Origin of the sequence: Streptomyces chisholmiae, from assembly GCF_031845445.1 — a bacterium.
Taxonomy (GTDB): domain Bacteria; phylum Actinomycetota; class Actinomycetes; order Streptomycetales; family Streptomycetaceae; genus Streptomyces; species Streptomyces chisholmiae.
Map to the genome: position 1 here is coordinate 335,947 of NZ_JAVREO010000006.1, position 19,414 is coordinate 355,360.

19 protein-coding genes and 3 tRNA genes are annotated in these 19,414 nt (G+C 74.8%); 12 read left to right on the plus strand and 10 right to left on the minus strand.

Features of this window, described 5'->3' with window-relative positions:
• Positions 1-48: 48 nt before the first annotated feature.
• Positions 49-435, minus strand: a complete 387-nt coding sequence (locus tag RM844_RS12860; protein WP_311667224.1) for an ATP-binding protein — start codon at positions 433-435, stop codon at positions 49-51.
• Positions 436-672: 237 nt separating this feature from the next.
• On the minus strand, positions 673-1,485 hold the full coding sequence (locus RM844_RS12865; protein WP_311667225.1) for a glycerophosphodiester phosphodiesterase family protein: 813 nt from the start codon (positions 1,483-1,485) through the stop codon (positions 673-675).
• A gap of 383 nt (positions 1,486-1,868) precedes the next feature.
• Here RM844_RS12865 and RM844_RS12870 point away from each other — a divergent pair, with 383 nt between their 5' ends.
• From RM844_RS12870 to RM844_RS12895, 6 genes are all read left to right on the plus strand, one after another.
• Positions 1,869-3,371, plus strand: a complete 1,503-nt coding sequence (locus RM844_RS12870; protein ID WP_311667226.1) for a S1C family serine protease — start codon at positions 1,869-1,871, stop codon at positions 3,369-3,371.
• A gap of 47 nt (positions 3,372-3,418) precedes the next feature.
• Positions 3,419-3,506: transfer RNA gene (locus tag RM844_RS12875), tRNA-Ser, on the plus strand.
• Positions 3,507-4,156: 650 nt separating this feature from the next.
• Positions 4,157-4,759, plus strand: a complete 603-nt coding sequence (locus RM844_RS12880) for a sigma-70 family RNA polymerase sigma factor (protein ID WP_311667227.1) — start codon at positions 4,157-4,159, stop codon at positions 4,757-4,759.
• Positions 4,743-5,438, plus strand: coding sequence for a hypothetical protein (locus RM844_RS12885; RefSeq protein WP_311667228.1), 696 nt, complete (start codon positions 4,743-4,745; stop codon positions 5,436-5,438). The genes RM844_RS12880 and RM844_RS12885 overlap by 17 nt, the downstream gene beginning before the upstream one ends.
• Positions 5,439-5,601: 163 nt before the next feature.
• Positions 5,602-5,889, plus strand: a complete 288-nt coding sequence (locus RM844_RS12890; RefSeq protein ID WP_311667229.1) for a hypothetical protein — start codon at positions 5,602-5,604, stop codon at positions 5,887-5,889.
• 349 nt (positions 5,890-6,238) lie between these two features.
• Positions 6,239-6,859: a SigE family RNA polymerase sigma factor gene (locus tag RM844_RS12895; protein WP_311667230.1), complete on the plus strand. Its 621-nt coding sequence runs from the start codon at positions 6,239-6,241 to the stop codon at positions 6,857-6,859.
• A gap of 334 nt (positions 6,860-7,193) precedes the next feature.
• Here RM844_RS12895 and RM844_RS12900 read toward each other — a convergent pair whose 3' ends face one another.
• Positions 7,194-11,024 carry a PAS domain-containing protein gene (locus RM844_RS12900; protein WP_311667231.1) on the minus strand — a complete coding sequence of 1,277 codons (3,831 nt, stop codon included), beginning with the start codon at positions 11,022-11,024 and terminating at the stop codon, positions 7,194-7,196.
• 117 nt (positions 11,025-11,141) lie between these two features.
• The gene (locus tag RM844_RS12905; RefSeq protein ID WP_311667232.1) at positions 11,142-11,582 is read right to left on the minus strand and encodes an SSI family serine proteinase inhibitor; all 441 of its coding nucleotides are present in this window, start codon (positions 11,580-11,582) and stop codon (positions 11,142-11,144) included.
• 194 nt (positions 11,583-11,776) lie between these two features.
• On the opposite strand from RM844_RS12905, the gene RM844_RS12910 reads away from it, so the two are divergent.
• From RM844_RS12910 to RM844_RS12920, 3 genes are all read left to right on the plus strand, one after another.
• Positions 11,777-11,866, plus strand: a tRNA-Ser gene (locus RM844_RS12910).
• Positions 11,867-12,027: 161 nt separating this feature from the next.
• Positions 12,028-12,100 (plus strand) — tRNA-Arg (locus RM844_RS12915).
• 72 nt (positions 12,101-12,172) lie between these two features.
• Positions 12,173-12,517, plus strand: a complete 345-nt coding sequence (locus tag RM844_RS12920) for a CPCC family cysteine-rich protein (RefSeq protein WP_311667233.1) — start codon at positions 12,173-12,175, stop codon at positions 12,515-12,517.
• Positions 12,518-12,536: 19 nt separating this feature from the next.
• On the opposite strand, the gene RM844_RS12925 is transcribed toward RM844_RS12920, so the two are convergent.
• From RM844_RS12925 to RM844_RS12940, 4 genes are all read right to left on the minus strand, one after another.
• Complete coding sequence (locus RM844_RS12925) at positions 12,537-12,866, minus strand: hypothetical protein (protein ID WP_311667234.1); 330 nt, start codon at positions 12,864-12,866, stop codon at positions 12,537-12,539.
• Positions 12,867-12,888: 22 nt separating this feature from the next.
• The gene (locus tag RM844_RS12930) at positions 12,889-13,149 is read right to left on the minus strand and encodes a hypothetical protein (RefSeq protein ID WP_311667235.1); all 261 of its coding nucleotides are present in this window, start codon (positions 13,147-13,149) and stop codon (positions 12,889-12,891) included.
• 183 nt (positions 13,150-13,332) lie between these two features.
• Positions 13,333-14,022, minus strand: a complete 690-nt coding sequence (locus RM844_RS12935; protein WP_311667236.1) for a phosphotransferase — start codon at positions 14,020-14,022, stop codon at positions 13,333-13,335.
• A 114-nt stretch (positions 14,023-14,136) separates the two neighbouring features.
• Positions 14,137-14,769, minus strand: a complete 633-nt coding sequence (locus tag RM844_RS12940) for an HhH-GPD-type base excision DNA repair protein (RefSeq protein WP_311667237.1) — start codon at positions 14,767-14,769, stop codon at positions 14,137-14,139.
• Positions 14,770-15,045: 276 nt separating this feature from the next.
• Between RM844_RS12940 and RM844_RS12945 the strand changes: the two genes are divergently transcribed.
• Both RM844_RS12945 and RM844_RS12950 read left to right on the plus strand, forming a co-directional pair.
• Positions 15,046-15,546, plus strand: coding sequence for a DUF4334 domain-containing protein (locus RM844_RS12945; protein ID WP_311667238.1), 501 nt, complete (start codon positions 15,046-15,048; stop codon positions 15,544-15,546).
• A 38-nt stretch (positions 15,547-15,584) separates the two neighbouring features.
• A complete protein-coding gene (locus RM844_RS12950) occupies positions 15,585-16,691 on the plus strand; it encodes an NAD(P)-dependent alcohol dehydrogenase (protein ID WP_311667239.1) in 1,107 nt (368 codons plus the stop codon).
• 207 nt (positions 16,692-16,898) lie between these two features.
• Here the strand turns inward: RM844_RS12950 and RM844_RS12955 are convergent, their stop codons facing one another.
• Positions 16,899-17,780: an LLM class F420-dependent oxidoreductase gene (locus tag RM844_RS12955; RefSeq protein ID WP_311667240.1), complete on the minus strand. Its 882-nt coding sequence runs from the start codon at positions 17,778-17,780 to the stop codon at positions 16,899-16,901.
• A 119-nt stretch (positions 17,781-17,899) separates the two neighbouring features.
• Entirely contained in the window at positions 17,900-18,790 is an 891-nt protein-coding gene (locus RM844_RS12960; protein WP_394814496.1) for a glycoside hydrolase family 16 protein, read from the minus strand.
• A gap of 186 nt (positions 18,791-18,976) precedes the next feature.
• Here RM844_RS12960 and RM844_RS12965 point away from each other — a divergent pair, with 186 nt between their 5' ends.
• Positions 18,977-19,225 carry a hypothetical protein gene (locus tag RM844_RS12965; protein ID WP_311667243.1) on the plus strand — a complete coding sequence of 83 codons (249 nt, stop codon included), beginning with the start codon at positions 18,977-18,979 and terminating at the stop codon, positions 19,223-19,225.
• Positions 19,226-19,414: the final 189 nt, after the last annotated feature.

The window sequence follows — 19,414 nt, forward strand, 5'->3', positions numbered from 1 at the left end:
CGGCTCCTGCGTGCGTTGGGCTCTGGTCGTCCGGCGAGCCTAACCGTCCTAGGCCGCGCTCAGGACCGCCCAGACCGTGACGGCGGAACCCGCCGCGGCCTCCCGCACCCCCCAGGAGCGGCAGAGCGTGGTGATGATGGTGAGACCGCGGCCGCCGCGCGCGGTCACCGAGGGGGAGCTGAGCCGGGGCCTGGTCGGCCCGCCGCCGTCGGTGACGGAAATGGTGAGCGAGCCGTCCGCCTCCTGCCGCCAGTCGGCCCTGATCGACCGGCCGTCGTCCAACGGCCGAGCATGTCGGTAGGAATTGCTGAGGAGTTCGGAAAGGATCAACATCGCATCTTCGATGATCGTTTCCCCGGCGCCATTCTCCCGCAATTCCGATCGCAATCGTCGTCGTGCGACACCCACCCCGGAAGGGCCGTGGAGCACCGTCATTGACGACGTCCTTGGCACCTGCTGTGTGACCACGAACGCCACCCCCGAAACCTCCCTTTGCCCCACGCCACAGGATCGATGCCCTGTGAGAACACGGTGGAAACCGGCCAAGTGAGATCCGTTGACGTACTCGTAATGATCGGATACGAAGCGAATGCGCCGTAGTACGCGGGGTAAGAACGGCTGATCACTCCACGATCGGCTGAGCGGTGTGGAACGCCGCCGCTCTTCCCGGAATCAGCCGCGGTCGGCGAGTTGCGCGCGCACGGTGCGCGGGCGGTTGGTGATGATCGCGTCCACGCCCAACTCGACGCAGAGTTCCACGTCTTGGGGACGGTCCACGGTCCAGACGTGCACCGGGTGGCCGGCCGCCCTGGCGCGCGCCACGTAGCCGGGGTCGCGGCGCAGCATCCGCACGCTCGGCCCGGCGACGGCGACGCCGGCCGGCAGCCGGCCGCCCCGGTGCCTGGGCAGCGCGAAGTGCATCAGGAAGACCGTCGGCAGCTGGGGGGCCGCCCGGTGCACCCGCTGCAGCGAGCGGGCCGAGAAGCTCATCACCCGCACCTGGCCCGGCACCGGGTGCCGGGCCAGCAGCGCCAGCAGCCGCTCCTCCACCTGCCCGGCCCACCGGGTCGGGTGCTTGGTCTCGATCGCCAGGTCGACCGGGCGGTCCGCCTCGGCGACCAGGCGCAGCAGCCGCTCCAGGGTGAGCACCGCGCTGCGCTCCGGGTCCACGGTGTCCGGCGCCTCCGGGCCGGCGGCCGGATCGGCGCCGGAGAGTGGCCGGCCGGCCGCGAAGTCCAGCTCCGCCAGCTCGGCCAGCTCCAGGGCCGAGACGGCGCCCCGGCCGTTGGACGTGCGGTTGACCCGGCGGTCGTGCACGCAGACCAGATGGCCGTCGGCGGTGAGCCGGACGTCGCACTCCAGACCGTCGGCGCCGTCCTCGATGGCCCGGCGGTAGGCGGCCAGGCTGTGCTCGGGGGCGTCCTCGGAGGCGCCCCGGTGGGCGATCACGGCGATACGCGAACGGTCGACGGTCACCCGCGCCATGGTGCCATGGTCGGCGGCGGGCCGGGGAGGAGCGGAACGAGCCGGGCCACCGCGACGACCGGCGGTGGTGGGGGCGGCCGGGAAGTGCCGGGGGACGGCCGGGGAGCGAACCGGGGACGGCTGGGGAGGACCGGCAAGCGCGTGAGGTGAGCGCGGGGGGTGAGCGCGTGAGGTGAGCGCGGATGAGCGGCTATGAGCGGGGATGAGCCGAGCACAACCGGGGATGAGCTGAGGACGACCGGAGATGACCGGAGCGGACCGCACGGCCCGAGCACGCCGCCGTTTACGTCCGCCTGACAGGACATGGGGAAGACTGCGTCGCAGAAGCTGTCAGAGGCAGCGACAGCGGTCCCGCGTTCCAGCAGACGCCTTAGGAGAGTGCAGTGAGCACCGAGAACGAAGGTCCCGGCAGGCCGGACGGGCCGGCGGACGGTGCGCCGGAGCCCGCGGCCCGGCCGGGTGGGGAGGGCCTGACGGGGGCGGCGCCCGCCGCCGGGCCGCCCGTCCCCTCGGCTCCGCCCGGGCCGCCGCCCGGACAGCCACAGACGCTGGCCGGGCCGCCGCCGGTCGCCCCCGGATACCCCGCGCCGGCCGCCCACCGGCCGGCCGGACCCCCGCCGGCCGGCCCCAGCCAGGCGGCCACCGAGGGCGCCGGCATCCCCGCGCCCCCGCCGGCTGCCGTGCCCCCGCCCGCGGTCGGCGCCCCGGCCGCCGGGTACGGCGGCCCGCCCGCGGCGACCGGCTCCTGGGCCTTCCCGCCGCAGCCCGCGCCGCCACAGCCCAAGCGCCGGCGGAACGGCCTGCTGATCGGCGTCGCCGTGGCCACCCTGATCGCCGGCGGCGTCGGCGGCGGCGTCGGGTACTGGGCGGCCGACGCCGGCTCGGACGACAGCGCGGTGGGGCTCAGCAGCGGCTCCGGCGCCCCGGCCAGGGAGCCGGAGTCCGTCGCCGGGATAGCGGAGGCGGCGCTCCCCAGCGTGGTCACCATCGAGGCGGCCAGCGGCTCCGAGTCCGCCGGCGGCACCGGCTTCGTCTACGACGAGGCGGGCCACATCATGACCAACAACCACGTGGTCGCCGCCGCGGCCGACGGCGGCGAGGTCTCGGTGACCTTCTCCGACGGCCAGAGCTACGAGGCGGAGGTCCTCGGCCACGCCGAGGGCTACGACGTCGCCGTGATGCGGCTGCTCGACGCGGACGACCGGGATCTGGAGCCGCTGCCGCTCGGCGACTCCGACGCCGTCGCGGTCGGCGACGCCACCATCGCCATCGGCGCCCCGTTCGGCCTCTCCGGCACGGTCACCACGGGCATCGTCAGCGCGAAGGACCGCCCGGTGGCCTCCAGCGACGGCCAGAGCGGCAACGCCTCCTACATGAACGCGCTGCAGACCGACGCCTCGATCAACCCGGGCAACTCCGGTGGCCCGCTGCTCAACGCCAACGGCGAGGTCATCGGGGTGAACTCGGCGATCCGCTCCACCACCGGCGGGCTCGGCGGCGAGGCCGGCAGCGTCGGCCTGGGCTTCGCCATCCCGATCAACCAGGCGAGCCGGGTCGCCAGCGACCTGATGGAGCGCGGCGAGGCCGTCTACCCGATCATCGGCGCCTCGGTGGACAGCGGCTCCGGCGGCCAGGAGGGCGCCCGGATCGTCGACGCGACCAACGACAGCAGCGACCCGGTCACCCCGGGCGGCCCGGCCGACGCGGCCGGCCTCCAGCCGGGCGACGTGATCACCCGCTTCGGGGACCGCGTGATCGACAGCAGCCCCACCCTGATCAGCCAGATCTGGACGTACCAGCCGGGTGAGTCGGTCGAGGTCACCTACCTGCGCGACGGCCGGGAGGAAACGACCACCATCGTGCTGGGTCAACGCGTGGGGGAGTAGCGCCAAGCCGCTAGGCTGTCCGGGTGCGTTGGCCAGCCAGCGCACCGGGAGGCTTGCCCGAGCGGCCGAAGGGAACGGTCTTGAAAACCGTCGTGGCGTAACCCGTCACCGTGGGTTCAAATCCCACAGCCTCCGCGGCCACCGCGAGCGACGCGGCGACAGTGTGGCGTCGGAGAGCGGCCCCCGGGATCCCCGGGGGCCGCTCTCCGTTCCCGGCCCACCCGCGGCCCGGAAGCCGACCCACCGCCGACCCCGCCCGGCCCGCCCCCGACCGGGCGCCGCCGGCTCGCTCACCTGCGCGAGCCGGTGTCAACACCCCCGGCCGACCGGCGAGTTCAGCGCCGATTCCCGGGCCGGCGGGTGACCGATACCACGTGGCGGAGCGGGCTTTCGGGTTGGCAGCCCGGCCCGGAGCCCGCTAGCCTCCTTGGCGTTCGGGATAGCGGTTCGAGGCGCTGAGCCCCGTGCCGGGACGACGACGGGGTGTCCGGATCAGTCGGACGCCCGCTCCGTGTGTGCGGTTGGCGCTCTCCTCCGCGACGATGAGAACGCCCTCGGTAAGGACCCGTGGCCCCGAAGCCCGGGAACAGCGGTGCGGGCCGATCCCCGCGCGCCGAGGGGCGCACGCCGGCGTTTCACAGACGCCGCCGTGGTCCCCGACCTGACGAAGAGAGGACCAGGAGGTCCGTGAACGTATCGCTCGTTCCCCAGGCAGGCCCGACCCGTTCGGTGCCCGCGTGCCGGCCCGGCCGGCGCCGTCAGCCGCGTACCGGGAGGAGCCACCGATGACCGAGGCCGTTCCCCGACGCCGGACCGGCGTCGCTCCTCTCTCCCCGCTGCCCGCCGACTTCCGCGCCTTCCACCAGATGTACCGGCCCGCGTACGTGCGCTGGGCCGAGCTGTACCTGGGCAACCGGGTGGACGCCGAGGAGGCCGTGGACCACGCCTTCGAGCGGCTCGCCGCCGACTGGGCCGAGGCGCTCCGGGTGGACAGCCCGGCCGGCTACGCCTGGAACGTGCTCAAGCACCGCACCATCGAGGCCGCCCGGGCCAAGGGGCGGCGCCCGGTGGTGATGGACACCGCCGCCTTCGAGACCGAGGCGCTGCACAACGCCGTCGACCCGATAGGCGAGCTGGAGGAGAGCCTCAGCCTGCACCAGGCCATCAGCGAGCTGCCGGAGCGCCAGCACGACGTGATCGTGCTCCGCTACTGCATCGGCTACAGCACCGTCGAGACGGCCGACATCCTCGGGCTGACGGTGCCCGGGGTACGCTCCACCGCGCGCTACGCGAGGCACCGGCTCAAGGAGACCCTGGGCCTGGAGCCCGGCGAGGAGACCCAACGGAGGGCGCGGGAGGAGGCCGGCGACGATGACGGTGACTATTGAGCAGCTGCTCGCCCGTGCCGTGCTGGCCCGCCGCCCGCACACCTACAGCGACCAGGAGATCGAGGCGGCCGAGCGGCGGATCGCCGCCGGGCTCGGCGCCGACGCCGCCGCCGAGCCGTGTCCCGCCGCGAGGGCCGACCGCGAGGTCCCGGCCGTGGCCGGCGACGCCGAGGTGCGCAGCCTGCTGGAGATCCTCTGTCGCACCGTGGTCGAACAGAACGGTGCGCTCCAGCACATGGCCGCCTTCCTCGGCCGGCGCATCCTGCAGCCGGACGGCGCCCGGGTGCTCGGCTGCGCCCTGCAGCTGGCCGGCCAGGAGGACTCGGCGCGCTTCTGGTGGCAGTTCGCCGCCGGCGCCGGCGACGGGGCCGCCGCCTACTGCCTCTACCTGCACCACATGACCCTGGGGGAGGAGTGGGAGGCCGAGCTGTGGCACCGGCAGGCCGACCCGAACCACCACCCGCATCCGGCCGCCGACGAACAGCTGGACGGCAGCTGCCCGGGCCTGGTGCTGCGGGTGCTGGCCCTCCTGCACCAGGGCGAGGACTACCTGACCGAGGCGGCGGCCGCGGTCATCCACTACCTGCCGGACGCCGTGCAGTTCGTGGACGAGATCGAACTTCCGCTGCCCACGCCGGATTTCGCCCGGCGAATCGAAGAACTGACCGCCACCGGCTGAACGTTTGGTCCGCCGCGTTCCTCCCTGCGGGCGAATAGTCCGGCGATTCCTGGTGTGCTGGGAAACCCTGGGCAACTCTGGTTCCACGACGTCGTGATCCGTCCACCGGCAGTCAGGCCAACTGCCGACCAGCGCACCGCATCGCGTCTCCTGGAGGAAGCAGATGGCAAGCACCCGCACCGCCCGCGTTCTCGTCGCCGTCGCCGCCGCGCCGCTCTTGCTGGGCGCCGTCAGCGGGGTCGCCCACGCCGCCGACGACAACGCGGTCGCCGGCAGCCTCGCAAGCGGAATCGCGGACGACAACAACGGGAACTACTCGGATTCCCAGCAGGCCGCCGCCGGCCCCGGGGCCACCAACGAGAGCGACACCGTGAACGTCAACGAGTCGGCGTTCACCTTCGTCGACCAGTCGGACAACACCTTCTACACGCTGGTGTTCGACGTCTTCTAGGAAAGGCGCGAGCCGGCTCGGTGACCTCGGGGGCGTGTCACCGGCGGCCGGCTCGGGTAGTACGGCGCGCGGGCACACCATCCGGTGTGACCGCGCGCCGTCGCGTGTGGCCCGGACCACCGGGCGGCGCCCGCCGCCGCGCGTCGCGGCCCGGGGGCGACAAACGGAACCCCCGAGGTCCACCCCGGGGTGGTATCAGGTGAATCCCTGACCCGCCCTGAGGGTCGGGAGGAGACGCTCTCCACCCTGGGGAGGTGGAGCCAGCCCTACTTCTACACCCTGGGGGGGATAGGTCATCGCGACCTCTGGCCGATCCGCCGGGGGGGTGATGTCTCCTAGTTTGTTGGGTATGACCACGCCCAGGACAGTCCAGCCGGTGACACCGCTGACTTTCACCTCCTACGTGCGGGCCCGTGGCCCGGTGCTGCTGCGCACCGCCCGTTCGCTGACCGCCAATCCCAGCGACGCCGAGGACCTGCTGCAGACCGCCCTCACCAAGACCTACCTGGCCTGGGAGCGGATCGAGGACCACCGGGCGCTGGACGGCTATGTCCGGCGTGCACTGGTCAACACCCGGACCTCGCAGTGGCGCAAGCGCCGCGTCGACGAGTACGCGGTCGAGGAGCTGCCCGAGCCCGACCCGCTGCCCGAGCCCGACCCGGCGGAGCAGCAGGCGGTGCGGGACGCCATGTGGCGGGCCGTGCTCCGGCTGCCCGCCCGGCAGCGGGCCATGGTCGTCCTCAGGTACTACGAGGACATGAGCGAGGCCGCCACCGCCGAACTGCTGGGCGTCTCCGTCGGCACCGTGAAGTCGGCCGTCTCCCGGGCGCTGGCCAAGCTGCGGGACGACCAGGAGCTGGCCGCGGTGACCCGGCCGGACGCCCAGGCCGCCCCGGTCGCGCCGGTCGCCCCGGTCGCGTTTCCGGCGGGCGCGGCGGCCCGGGGTGGCCAGCAGGCCATGGCCGCCTGAGGTTCCGGCTGCTGGCCGGATGCGTTCGCTCTCGGCGAACGGAGGGGGCCGTTGGGGGACGAGGCCCGTGGGACAGCCGTGGCGCGGGGTCGGACCCCGACGGGTGTGGTACCTCGTGGGGGCGAAGCCCTCGTGGCGGGGCGCGGTGGTGCGGCGAGCTCGATCGCGCCGGCGCTTGGACGTCGGACCGGGCGCGTGGCTCCCGGCTCGCGCCGGCCGCCCCGCCCACCCGTCCGTTCACTCGCCCCGTCTGTTCGCCCGACGGGGCGTACGCGCACGCGCACGCCCCGCCCGCGCGCGGGGGCACCGCGCGTGAGTGCTCAGCGCGCGCTGGTCAGTGCGCGCCGATCTTGGTGAGCAGGTCCACGATCTTGGACTGCACCTCGGGCTGCGTCGACCGCTCGGCCAGGAAGAGCACGGTCTCCCCCGAGGCCAGCTGCGGCAGCTGTGACGGATCCATGTCGGCCGCGGTGTAGACCACGAACGGGGTGCGGTTCAGCAGCCCGTTCACCCGCAGCCAGTCGATGATCCCGGCCCGGCGCCTGCGGACCTGGTGCAGGTCCATCACCACCAGGTTGGGCCGCAGCTGCGCCGCCAGCTCCATCGCCGTCGCGTCCGACGGCGCGTGCGCCGCCTGCATCCCGCGCCGCTCCAACGAGGCAGCCAGCGCGTCGGCGATCACCTGCCGCTCCTCCACCAGCAGCACCCGCGGCGGGTGCTGCTCGCTGTCCCGCGGGGCCAGCGCCTTCAGCAGCACCGCCGGATCGGCGCCGTAGGCCGCCTCCCGGCTGGCCTGCCCCAACCCCGCCGTCACCAGCACCGGCACCTCGGCCGCCACGGCCGCGGCTCGCAACGACTGGAGCGCCGTCCTGGTGATCGGACCGGTCAGCGGGTCCACGAAGAGCGCCGCCGGATACGCGGCGATCTGCGCGTCCACCTCCTCCCGGGAGTGCACGATCACCGGCCGGTAGCCACGGTCGGTCAGCGCCTGCTGGGTGGAGACGTCCGGCTCCGGCCAGACCAGCAGCCGGCGCGGGTTGTCCAGCGGCTCCGGCGGCAACTCGGCGTCGGCCGGCCCCTGCTGGCGCCGCGGGTCGCCCGCGTGCTCGCCCGGCGCCTCGGTCACCTCGACGGCGCCGTTCGGGCCGTCCAGCGGCTCCGGCCCCTCGGCCGTGCCGGCCGCGGGGGCGCTGATCGCGTACTCGCGGCCCCGGCCCTGCGTCTCGTGCTGCGGCGCGGGCGGCGCCGGCACGCCGGCGGCCGCCGGGCGGTTCAGCCGGGGATCGTCGTCGGCCGGCGGCGCGGCCAGCTTGCGGCGCCTGGTCGGCGCCGGCTGCGCCGGGCCGTCCTGCGCCGGCCTGACCGCCCTGACCTGCGGCGGGACCGGGACGCCCTGCCCCAGGGTCTGCACGCTCACGCCCGGCGCCTGCTGCTCGGGCCGCGGCCGCTCGCTGCCCGGCATCGGGAGCGAACGGGGGCGCGGCAGCGCCGGCGCCGGCGCCATGCTGCCGTCCAGGATCGGGCTGGCCGCCACCACCGAGTGCTCCACCGGCGCCGGCTCGTCGGCCGACTCCGCCGGCTCGGCCGGCTGCTCCCGCTCGGCGGGGGCCACGGCCGCCGGGCCCGGCGGCACCGGCTGCTGCTGGCCCGGGTCGGCCAGCTCGAACTCCCCGGAGCCCGGGGGCCCGGCGACCGGGCCCACGGGCGGCGGGCCGCCCGCCGGCCCGTACCCGGCCTCGCCGCCGGACTCCGGCTGCGGGCCGAACGCCGCGGGCTGCGGGCCGAACGGCACCGGCTCGGCCGGCTGCCCCGGCCCCGCTGGCGGGCCGCCCGGCTGCCCGGCGGGCTGCGCCGCCGGCTGGGCCACTGGCTGACCGCCGGGCTGACCGACTGGCTGGGGCTGACCGCTCGGCTGGTGCTGACCGCCCGGCGGCACCGGCGCGCCCCGGGTGGGCAGCGCGGGCCTGGCCGCCGGCCCCTGCGGGCCGGCCGGCATCGGGTGCGGCGGCTGGAGCCGCGGCTCCGGACGCCCCGCCGGGCCGGCCGGCGGCTCCTCGACCGGCACCCCGGCCTGCTCGACCCCGGCGTCCCCGACCGGTCCCGCCGGCGCGGCCGGCCCCGGGGCATCCCCCGGAACCGGCGCCGCCACGGGCTCGGCCGGCCCCAACGCGATCGGCTGCGCCGGCTGCTGCGGCGCGCCGTCCGGCGCGTCCGTCGGCAGCGCGCGCCGCCGTCGGCCGGTCGGCCGCGGCGGCTTGCTCGCCGGCGCCAACTCGCCGGCCGGCGCCGGCTCCTCGGCCGCGGCCAGCGCCCGGCGGCGCCGGCCGTTGCCGGTGCCGCCGGCCGGGGTGGGGTGCTCGGTGGTCGGCACCGGCGTGCCCGGGGGCGTGGACTGTTCGGGCGCGCGCCGCCGGCGGCGCCCTGTCGGGGTGTGCGGCACCGGCTCGACGGCGATCGGCCCGCCCGTTCTGAGGCCGGCCCCGTGGGTGCCGTCGCCGGACACGTCGGACCCACCGGGCATGCCGCCCCCGTTGGTGCCGTCCGCGCCGTCGGCCGGCTGGTCAGCGGGGGCACCGCGACCGGCCGCGGTGCCCGCCCCCTCGGTGCCACGGGCCGGCTCGACCGGCACCGGCATCACCGTGGTGTCGCCGCTCGCGTCCTTCGCGCCGACCGGCGCGACCAGCGGCGCCGAGCCGCCGGCGGCCAGCGGCACCTCCAACACGAAGGCGGCGGCGCCGTTCTGGCCCGGCACCTCGTGGGTCTGGAGCACGCCACCGTGCTGCCTGACGATGCCCCGCACGATCGGCTCGTGCACCGGGTTGCCCCCGGGGGATGGGCCCCGGACCTCGATCCGCACCACCTTGCCGCGTTGCGCCGCGGCCACCACGATGGTCGAATCCCCACCGGCCGGTGCCGGAGCCTGACCGGTCGCGTCCACTCCGGCGACATCCGCGATCAGATGAGCCAGCGCCTGCGCCATCCGTTCGGGGTCCACCTCTGCCTCGATCGGAGGGGCGTGCACCGCGAACTGCGCGCGCCCCGGGCCGATCAGCTCCGTCGCCCCCTCGACGCCGGCGGCCACCACGGTGTCCAGCGACACCCGCTTCAGCGCCAGCTTCTCCAGGCCCTCGTCCAGCCGCTGGTAGCCGAGCACGTTGTCCACCAGCGTGGTCATCCGGGCGTAGCCAGCCGCCAGATGGTGCAGCACCTGGTTGGCCTCGGGCCACAACTGGCCCGCCGGGTCGGCGGCCAGCGCCGACAGCTCGCCACGCAGCCGGTCGAGCGGGCCGCGCAGCCCGTCCCGCAGCACCGAGGCCAGCTGCGCCTGCCGGGCGGCCAGCGCGTCGTAGGGGCGGCGGTCCAGGAACGTCAGCACCGCGCCGACCAGTTGGTCGCCGTCCCGCACCGGCGCCGTCGTCATGTTCACCGGGACCGGACGCCCGTCGCTTGTCCACAGCACCTGACCGCCGCGCACCCGGTGCTTGCGCCCGGAGACCAGGGTGTCGTGCAGCGGGGTCTCCTCGAACGCCAACGGCGTGCCGTCGGCGCGCGAATGGTGCGCCAACGGGTGCAGCAACTGGCCACCGAGCTGGCTCGCCCGATGCCCCAGGATCTGCGCCGCGGCCGGGTTGACCAGCACGATCCGGCCAGCCGTGTCCACCCCGACGACGCCCTCCGAGGCGGCGCGCAGGATCATCTCCGTCTGCCGCTGCTGGCGGACCAGCTCCGCCTCGGTGTCCAACGTGCCGGTGAGGTCGCGGACCACCAGGACCAGCAGCTCCTCGCCCGCGTGGTCGTCGGTGAACGCCGCCTCGATGGCCGAAGCGTACGGCGTACGCCCCGAGTTGAGACCCGCGCTGGTCACCTCGACCTGCAACTCGGCGCCGTCCGTCCGCCGCGCCACCATCCTGGTGGGCTTGGTTCTGACGCTGGGGTCCTCTTCCGGACGACGCATCGAACCCGGAATTCTGCGGGGGTCGAAATCAGGCACGATGTCCAACAGCCCGCGCCCGATCAGCGGCGCGCCCTGGACCTCAAGTGTCTCGATCGCGATGGCGTTGGCGTTGACGACGGTGCCGTTGCCGTTCACCAGCAACAGCGCGTCGGGCAGCGCGTCGAGTATGGCGGCGAGGCGAGCAGCGCCCCTCGCTGGCCTGCTGCTCACGACGTCGGCTCCTCCCTATGACCCACGTGTTTCAGGTGCACGTACCCCGTGCGTGTCATGAGGTGGAGTCTACGGCCAGCCGCAACGGACGCGGAGGGGCCGGGGAAAGTCACCCGCTCAGGCGGCGCCGGAACCGAGGCTCGGCAGCGCCGGCACGAGCCGGTCCCAACGGCTGACCTCACAGCCGTTGCCCCGGGTGAACTCCGCGTCCACCTCCTGCCCGCGCCACTGCCCGGTGACCCGCGCGGTGGCCGGACCGCCGTACAGGAACGTGCAGGTGGTGCCGTCCGCCACCGGCGTGAACGGCTGGTCGACCGCGGCCAGCGCGGCACAGGCCGCGGCGGGGTCGGCGTGGCTGCCGCCGACGGGGGCGCACGTGAGTTCAACGGTGCCGTCCGCCTCCCCGGCGCCCGAGACCGTGATCACCAGCCGGTCGACGGCGGACGCGCCCCCGGCGTGCGCCCCACCGGGGTGCGCGGCGGCGGGCCCGGAGCTCGCGAACGTGGCGGCGACCGCGGCGGTGAGCAGGGCGAGAGAGACGAGGGAACGGCGCGGCATGACAGCACTCCTGGGACGTCGAGGCGGTACGGGCACCCCTGGGAACGGGCGCCCCGCACTGCTAACGCTCCTCGGCGCCACACGTTGCGCAACTCGACGGAGCCGGTCGGGCCCGCGTAGGGTGGCGGCCGATTGGCTGCGGCCGTTCGGGCTGTGGCATGATTTGCGGGCACCCGGCTTCCGTCGCGGTGCTAGGAGGCTTCGCCTAGTCTGGTCTATGGCGCCGCACTGCTAATGCGGTTTGGGGTAACCCCCCATCCCGGGTTCAAATCCCGGAGCCTCCGCCGTCTGTCCCACCATCGGCCCCGGTCCCCGACCGGGGCCGATGGCGTTTGCTCCGTACATGCGTTTCCGCAGGTCAGACGGGCCCCGAGAGAACGATTTCGCCCCCGGGCCCCCGATCCTGTAACGTATCCATCGCCGGAACGGGCTCCCAGCCCGAGAGGCGCTCGTAGCTTAACGGATAGAGCATCTGACTACGGATCAGAAGGTTGCAGGTTCGAATCCTGCCGAGCGCACAGCCGAGAGCCCCCGTCGGGAAGCCGACGGGGGTTTCGTGTGTGTGGCCCTGCTTGCCAAGGGGCCTGCCAGTGGAGACCCGCGACGAGCAGGTGGCCGCCGGGCCCAGGGCTGCGGACACTGGGGCGGTGGCGACGTACGTGAAGGTTCGGAAGGGGGCCGATGAGGGTCCCTACCCGTGTCCATGCTGTGGGTTTGTCACGCTTTCCGAGCGCGGTGGGTACGAGATCTGCCCGGTGTGCTTCTGGGAGGACGACGGCCAGGGTGATCAGGACGCCGACCGGGTGCGTGGTGGCCCGAACGGGCTGTTGAGTCTCACCCGGGCCCGGGAGAACTTCCACGCCTTCGGAGCGTGCGAGGAGCGTCGCCTGCCTCTGGTTCGGGATCCGCGCGACCACGAGCATCCGTTGCGCTGACCACGAGGACGCGACCCCGTCACGGGCCCGGGGTGAAGGTGTGGGACCAGTCGAGGTGGTGGGGGGAGCCGGGGGTGGTGGGGGTCCAGCCGGTTTGGCGGGCGTGGCGGATGGCGCGGGCCACGTCGGAGGGGAGGACGGGCCTGGCGTCGCGGCCGTACCAGCAGTTGGGGTGGGGTTGGTCGGTGGTGACCACCAGGATCGTGCCCGGGGTGTCCGCGTGTTCGACGGCGAAGGTGAGCGGGGTCCAGCCCATGGACTGGCAGTAGCTGGGCTTGTGCCGTACCCGCCAGCGGTAGGTGGTGTCGTCGACGACGATGCGACGGGAGCCCTTGCTGACCAGGGTCATGGTGCCGCTGCCCGTCGCCCGCTCAGCGGGTGCCGCGGACGGCGCGGCGGTTGGCTTCGGCGACGCGGGAGCGGAGCGACTCGCTGGCGCTGATCGGGCGCAGGTCCTCCGGGCTGGCCGTCCACTCGCGTCCGCCGCCCGGGGGGCGGAGGTAGACCCGGCCGGAGAGGTGGGCCATGACGCGTCCGACCTGGTCGCTGGTGAGGTCGCGGGCCATCGAGCCGATCTCCAGGCCGGCGGTGCGGCCGCCGCGACGGTCGGGGGTGTGGGGGCTGCTGGTCATGGCCGGGCTCCGGACGCGTGGACGGTATGCCGTCTGATGTCGGCTTGGTCACCTCCTACCATGCCCGAGACGTGGAGGAGCAAAAGACCCCCGCATGGTCTCAGAGTAAAATTTGAGGTTGTTGGCGCCCCCCGTTGCGGGTCCGTGCGGTCGGCCCCTGGGTGTCCTCGGCGGGCTGGGCGGTCAGCGGGCCGGGTTGTTTCCGGTGGCTTCCGTGATCAGTTTCAGTGCGTCGGCGAGGGCGACTTTCTCGGCTTCCGAGAGGGTCGGGTTGGCCCGACGCAGCTCCGCCGCCCAGTGCAACTCGGCCGCGTCGAAGGCCGGTCGGCCGTCCCGGGTCAGCTCGCGCAGCAGCGCGGTCAGCACCTGCCCGCCCAGCGGGAACGGCCCCACCGCCGCCTCGGCGAGGATCACTGCGGACAGTGCCCGGTCGTGGCCCGGCGGCCGGCCCTCGCCTGCGTTGGCCCAGTCGATCACCACCGGGCCGCCCGCCGTGCACAGGACGTTCTCCGGGTGCAGGTCGAGGTGGACCAGACCGCCGGGCAGGGCGTGCAGTTGGTCCAGCAGCCGGGCCAGGATGGCGCCGGTCCGCTCCGGGGTGACCGCGCCGGAGAGCACGGCGGCGGCCAGGGTCGGCCCGTGCAGTCGTTCCAACACCAGGTCACCCGGCCCGAGTTCGACGCCGGGCCCGGCGTCCGGGTAGACCCGCGGGACCGGGTAGCCCAGCCGGCCGAGCCGGGCCAGCAGGCGGCCCTCGGGGCGGGCGTCGAGCGCGCCACGGTACCGGCGGAGCACCCGGGCGCCGGGCAACGGGTAGATGTCCGCGGTCCGGCCGGCGGCCAGCGGTTCGCCGAGCCTGGTCTCCGGTCGCATGGTGAACCCCCCTGGGCAGCACGGCGCTTGGGCCGAGGCGGTGCTCGTTCCGCCGATGATAGGCCCGGCCGAGCGGCGCGACGGGGCCGGCGGCTGAACTGGGCCGGTGGCGGCTCAGCGGCGGCCGGCGGTCGGGGTGGGGCGCCTGCCCTGGGCCTTCTTTTCCTCGGCGGCGGCCTTGGCCGCCTGCTTCGCCTGCTGCTTGAACTCCCGTACCCGGGCGAGGGATTCGGGACCGGTGATGTCGGCGGCCGACCGGTAGGCGCCCTCCTCGCCGTACACGCCGGCGGCCTCCCGCCAGCCCTCGGGACGGACGCCGAACTGCTTGCCCAGCAGGGCCAGGAAGATCTGGGCCTTCTGCTTGCCGAAGCCGGGCAGTGCGTGCAGCCGCCGGAACAGTTCGGCCCCGGTGGGAACGTCCCGGTAGAGCGCGGCCGCGTCGCCGTCGTGCTGGGCCACCAGGTACCGGCACAGTTCCTGAACCCGCTTGGCCATGGCGGCCGGGTAACGGTGCACGGCGGGCTTGGCGGAGAGCAGCGCGGCGAACTCCTCGGGGTCCATCGTGGCGATCCGGCGGGCGTCGAGGTCGTCCTCGCCGAGCCTGCTGGCGATGGTGTGAGGGCCGGTGAACGCGTGCTCCATCGGCACCTGTTGGTCCAACAGCATGCCCACCAAAGCGGCGAGCGGGCTCCGGCTGAGCAGCGCGTCCGCCTCGGGGCGCTGCGCGAGGTGTACATCCGTGGTCATATCACCCATCATGGCGCACCGCAGCACGTCAGGGCGTTCACGCACCGCCGTGCGCCGGCGGGCCAGGTACCGGGGGGCGTGCGCCGGGAGCGTGAGGCGCCATGTTCTGGCGCCCGGATTCGACGTAGCGTCTACGGCGAGGGGGACGCGCCCGGGGGCGGGCCGCCGGCCGGGGCCCCGCCGTGGGGCGTGGGTCCGCCGGTTCGCGCTCCGGACGATGGTGCGCGCCCCGCCCGCACACCCGGCGCCGGGCACCGCCCGGGAGAGGACGGACGGATGACACCCGAGCAGGCCAGGACCCGGTTTCACGAGCTGCGCGCGGAGCGGTCCAAGGTCGCGCCCAGGGAGTTGGACGCGATCTGGGCGGCGCTGCCCACGGTGCGGGCGGCGGAGCTGCTCGGCGCCTGGCGGGGTGCCGGGTTCGCCACCGGACACCGGCTCAACGAGGTGCTGCGCGAGCACCGTTGGCACGGCAAGAGGTTCCACTCCCTGGACCGGGTCCAGCCGCTGATCTGCCGGGACGCGGACGGCGCGCTCTTCTCGCACGTGGAGTTGGGGAAGGGCGAGGCCAGCCTCTGGGACGTGGAGTTCAGGGGCGAGGTGACGGCCACCATGGTCTACGACGGCCAGGCGATCTTCGACCACTTCAAGCCCGTCGATGATCGAACGCTGATGGGGATCATGAACGGTGGGTCCGAACTCGTGCGGGATCAGGGCGAGCACTTCTACTTTCTGCTGGAGCGGGACACGCCACCGGAGCGGGACGAGCAGCGCTGACCCGGCACCCGCCACCCCTGCGAGGAAGGACCAGTCCCATGCGCGTCACCGCCGTGCTCTCCCGCGGGCCGCGGAGCCCGTTCGTCCTGGCGCCGGTCGAGCTCGACGAGCCGCGGCCCGACGAGATCCTGGTGCGGATCGTCGCCAGCGGCATCTGCCACACCGACCTGGTGGTGCGCTCCCGGGCGCCGGCCGACGCGCCGCCCCTGGTGCTGGGGCACGAGGGCGCCGGGGTGGTCGAGCGGACCGGCTCGGCGGTGCGCGGCGTGGCCCCCGGCGACCGGGTGCTGCTCAGCTACCGGCACTGTGCCGACTGTGCCAGCTGCCGACGGGGTGAACCTGCCTACTGCGAAAGCATGTTGGCGCTCAACAACGCCGGCCGGCGGCCGGACGGCTCGGCGACCCTGACCCGGGACGGGCAGCCGCTCTTCGGCTCGTTCTTCGGCCAGTCGAGCTTCGCCAGCCACGCCCTGGTCACCGCGGACAACGTCGTGGTGGTCGCCGAGGACGAGGCGAAGCTGGCTCCGCTGGCCCCGCTCGGCTGCGGGGCGCAGACCGGGGCCGGCGCGGTGTTGAACGTGTTGCGTCCCGGCGAGGCGGACACCCTCGTCGTCTACGGTGCCGGCAGCGTGGGCCTGTCGGCGCTGCTGGCCGCCCGCGCGCGGGGCGTGCGCCGGGTGCTCGCGGTGGACCGCCTGCCGGCACGCCGCGCGGCGGCCCGCGGCCTGGGCGCGGACCAGACGCTCGACCCGGACGCGCTGCCGGCCGGCACCCCGCTGGCCGAGGCGGTGCGCGAGGCGACGGGCGGCGGCCCGAGCCACGCCCTGGACACCACCGGATCGCCCGCGGTGGTGGCCGAGGCGCTGCGGGCGCTGGCCACCCGCGGCACGCTCGCCGTGGTGGGGCTCGGCCCGGCTGAACTGACCCTGGACGTACGGGACCTGCTGTACGGCGGCAAGACGCTGCGCGGCTGCGTCGAGGGTGACGCGGTGCCCGGCCGGTTCCTGCCGGAGCTGCTGGCGCTCCGGGCCGAAGGGCGGTTCCCGGTGGACGCGTTGGTCACCACCTACCCGTTCGAGGCGATCAACGAGGCGGTGGCCGACCAGGAGGCGGGGCGGGTGATCAAACCGGTGCTCACCTGGTGACCCGCGGCCGACAGCCGGGGCTGGTGACCGGGGCCGGGGGCGGGGTCGGCGACCGGGGACGGGCCTGAGCGGCGCGCGGGGCGACGTCGCGCGCCCCCGCCGCCCCCGCCGCCCCGGCCAGCCCCCGCCAGCCAACCCCGCCGCCCCGGCGGGCCGGCGGCCCCGCCGGCCAGCTCCCCGCCCGCCGGCCAGCGGGGCGCGCGGCGGTCAGCCGGCGAGCGCCGGCGCGAGGGCGCGGAACGCCGCCACCGGGAACTCGGCGCCGACCCGCTCCGTCACCACCTGCACGGCCAGGTGGTCGGCCCCGGCGGCCAGGAAGTCGTCGACCCGCTGCCGCACGGTGTCCACGTCGCCGAGGGCGAACACCTCGGACAGCAGCCGGTCGCTGCCGCCGTCCGCGAAGTCCGCCTCCGCGAAGCCGAGCCGCAGCAGGTTCCTGGTGTAGTTGGGCAGCTGCAGGTAGCGCGTGAGGTAGCCGCGCGCCGTGGCGCGCGCCCGCGCGAGGTCGGTGTCGAGCACCACTTTCAGCTCCGGTGCCAACAGCGCGCCCTCACCCAGCGCGGCCCGCGCGCTCGCCGTGTGCTCCACGGTGACCAGGTAGGGATGCGCCCCGGCGGCCCGGTCCCTGGAGAGCTCCAGCATCCGCGGCCCGAGCGCCGCCAGCACCCGGCGGTCGGCCGGCACCGGCCGGGGCGCCTCGTCCAGCGCGGTCAGGTAGTCCACCATCGCCGTGTAGGGGCGCCGGTACCGCTCGCCGGCGAGCGCCGCGTGGCTCACCCCGAGGCCGAGCACCAGGCGGCCGCCGTGGGCGTCGTTCAGCGCGGCGAAGTCGGCGGCGGTGACGGCCGGCTCGTCGTCCCAGATGCTGGTGATGCCGGTGACCACCCGCAGGGTGCTCGTGGCGGCGAGCACCGGCTCGGTCGCCCGCACCCGAGGGCTGCCGCCGAGCCACAGCGCCCGGTAGCCGAGCTGTTCCAACTCCTTCGCGCCGTCCACGAGTTCGGGAGCGAGACCGGTGCCGTCCGGGGCGCCGAGCGCGAACTGCCAGATGCCGATCCGGCCCAGTTCGGTTGCCAGGTTGTGTGTCATGTGACCGCAACGGTGCCGGCGCCGGCCGGTATTCCGGCCGGCGCTGGGCCAACCGGCTGATTCCGTGCCGGTCAGCCGCCACCCTCCGTCGCCAGCCGCCAGCCGCCAGCCGCCAGCCCTCAGCCGTTGGTGGTCACCCGCACGTAGTCGACGACCATCCGCTGCGGGAAGCTGGTGGTGTCGTCCGGCGGGCCCGGCCAGTGACCGCCGACCGCGACGTTGAGGATCATGAAGAACGGCTTGTTGAAGACCCAGGGGTCGCCGCCCAGGTCGGCCGGGGTCAGCTCGTGGAACACCTGGCCGTCCACCGACCACACCAGGCGGTCCGGTGTCCAGTCGACGGCGAAGGTGTGGAAGTCGTCCGCGAAGCTCGCGCCGCCCGGCAGGGTGTAGCCGCTGCCGATGCCCTCGGCGCCGGAGTAGCCGGGGCCGTGCACGGTGCCGTGCACGGTGCCCGGCTCGTGGCCGACCAGCTCCATGATGTCGATCTCGCCGCTGGCCGGCCAGCCGACGTCGGCGAAGTCGGTGCCCAGCATCCAGAACGCCGGCCAGATGCCCTGCCCCTGGGGGAGTTTGATCCGCGCCTCGACCCGGCCGTACTCGGCGGCGAAGGTGTGGGCGGTGTTCAGCCGGGCCGAGGTGTACTGGCAGGTGCCGTAGTAGCACTGGTGGTTGGCCGCGTTCTCCGGGGTCGCGGTGATGACCAGGTTGCCCGCGCCGTCCAGCTGGGCGTTCTGGGTGCCGTCCGTGTAGTACTGCAACTCGGCGTTGCTGGCGTTGTCGCCGGGGTCCGGCCGCCACTTGGCGCTGTCCACGGGCGCGCCGGCCGGCCCGTCGAAGTCGTCGACGAAGACCACCGCCGCCGGGCCGGGACCCCGGCCGCTCGTGGTGTCGCTCGCGGTGGCCGCGGTGGCGGCGTTGCCGGCCAACAGCGCGGTCAGCCCGAGGGTGAGCGCGGTGCCGCCGGCCAGCAAGCGACGGCGGGTGGGGGATCGCCTGGCGCCTCGCATGGACATCACATCCAAAGGTCGGTTCCGTGGGGGGACTTCATTGCAGCGGCCGGGTCAGGACCCCGCAAGACACCGCACGCGGTTCCGGAACCGGCGGCGCGACCGGGCGCCCGACCGAGAAGTGGCCGGGAAAGGCCGGTGGACCGGCTGTGCCAGGGCCGGGGACGTTCGCTAGGGTCGGCAGGCATGGCGCACAATCCCCACCACCCCCAGGCACCGCAAGGCCCGCAGGGGCAGCCGGAGATCGACCCGGCCGGTAGCACGCAGATGTTCCAGGCGTTCGTGAACGACGGTCCAGCCCCCGGCACCGGTCCGGGTGTCGCCCCCGGCGCCCAGCCGGCGGCGGCCTCCTCGGGTTCCCGCACGGGGCTCGTGGTCGGCGGCGTGCTCGTCGTCGTGGCGCTGGCCGTCCTCGCCTTCCTGCTGCTCGGCTGACCGACCGGCGGGCGCCGCGCGGCGGCGGCCCGACCCGTCCGACCCGGGCCAGCACGGCGCGGGCCATCCCGCCCAGGTCAGCGCGGCCCAGGCCAGCACCGCTCGGGCCAGCACCGCTCGGGCCAGTACCGCTCGGGCCGGCTCGGCACGGGCCAACGCGGTTGGGTGGGCGCGGACCGGCTTCGGGCA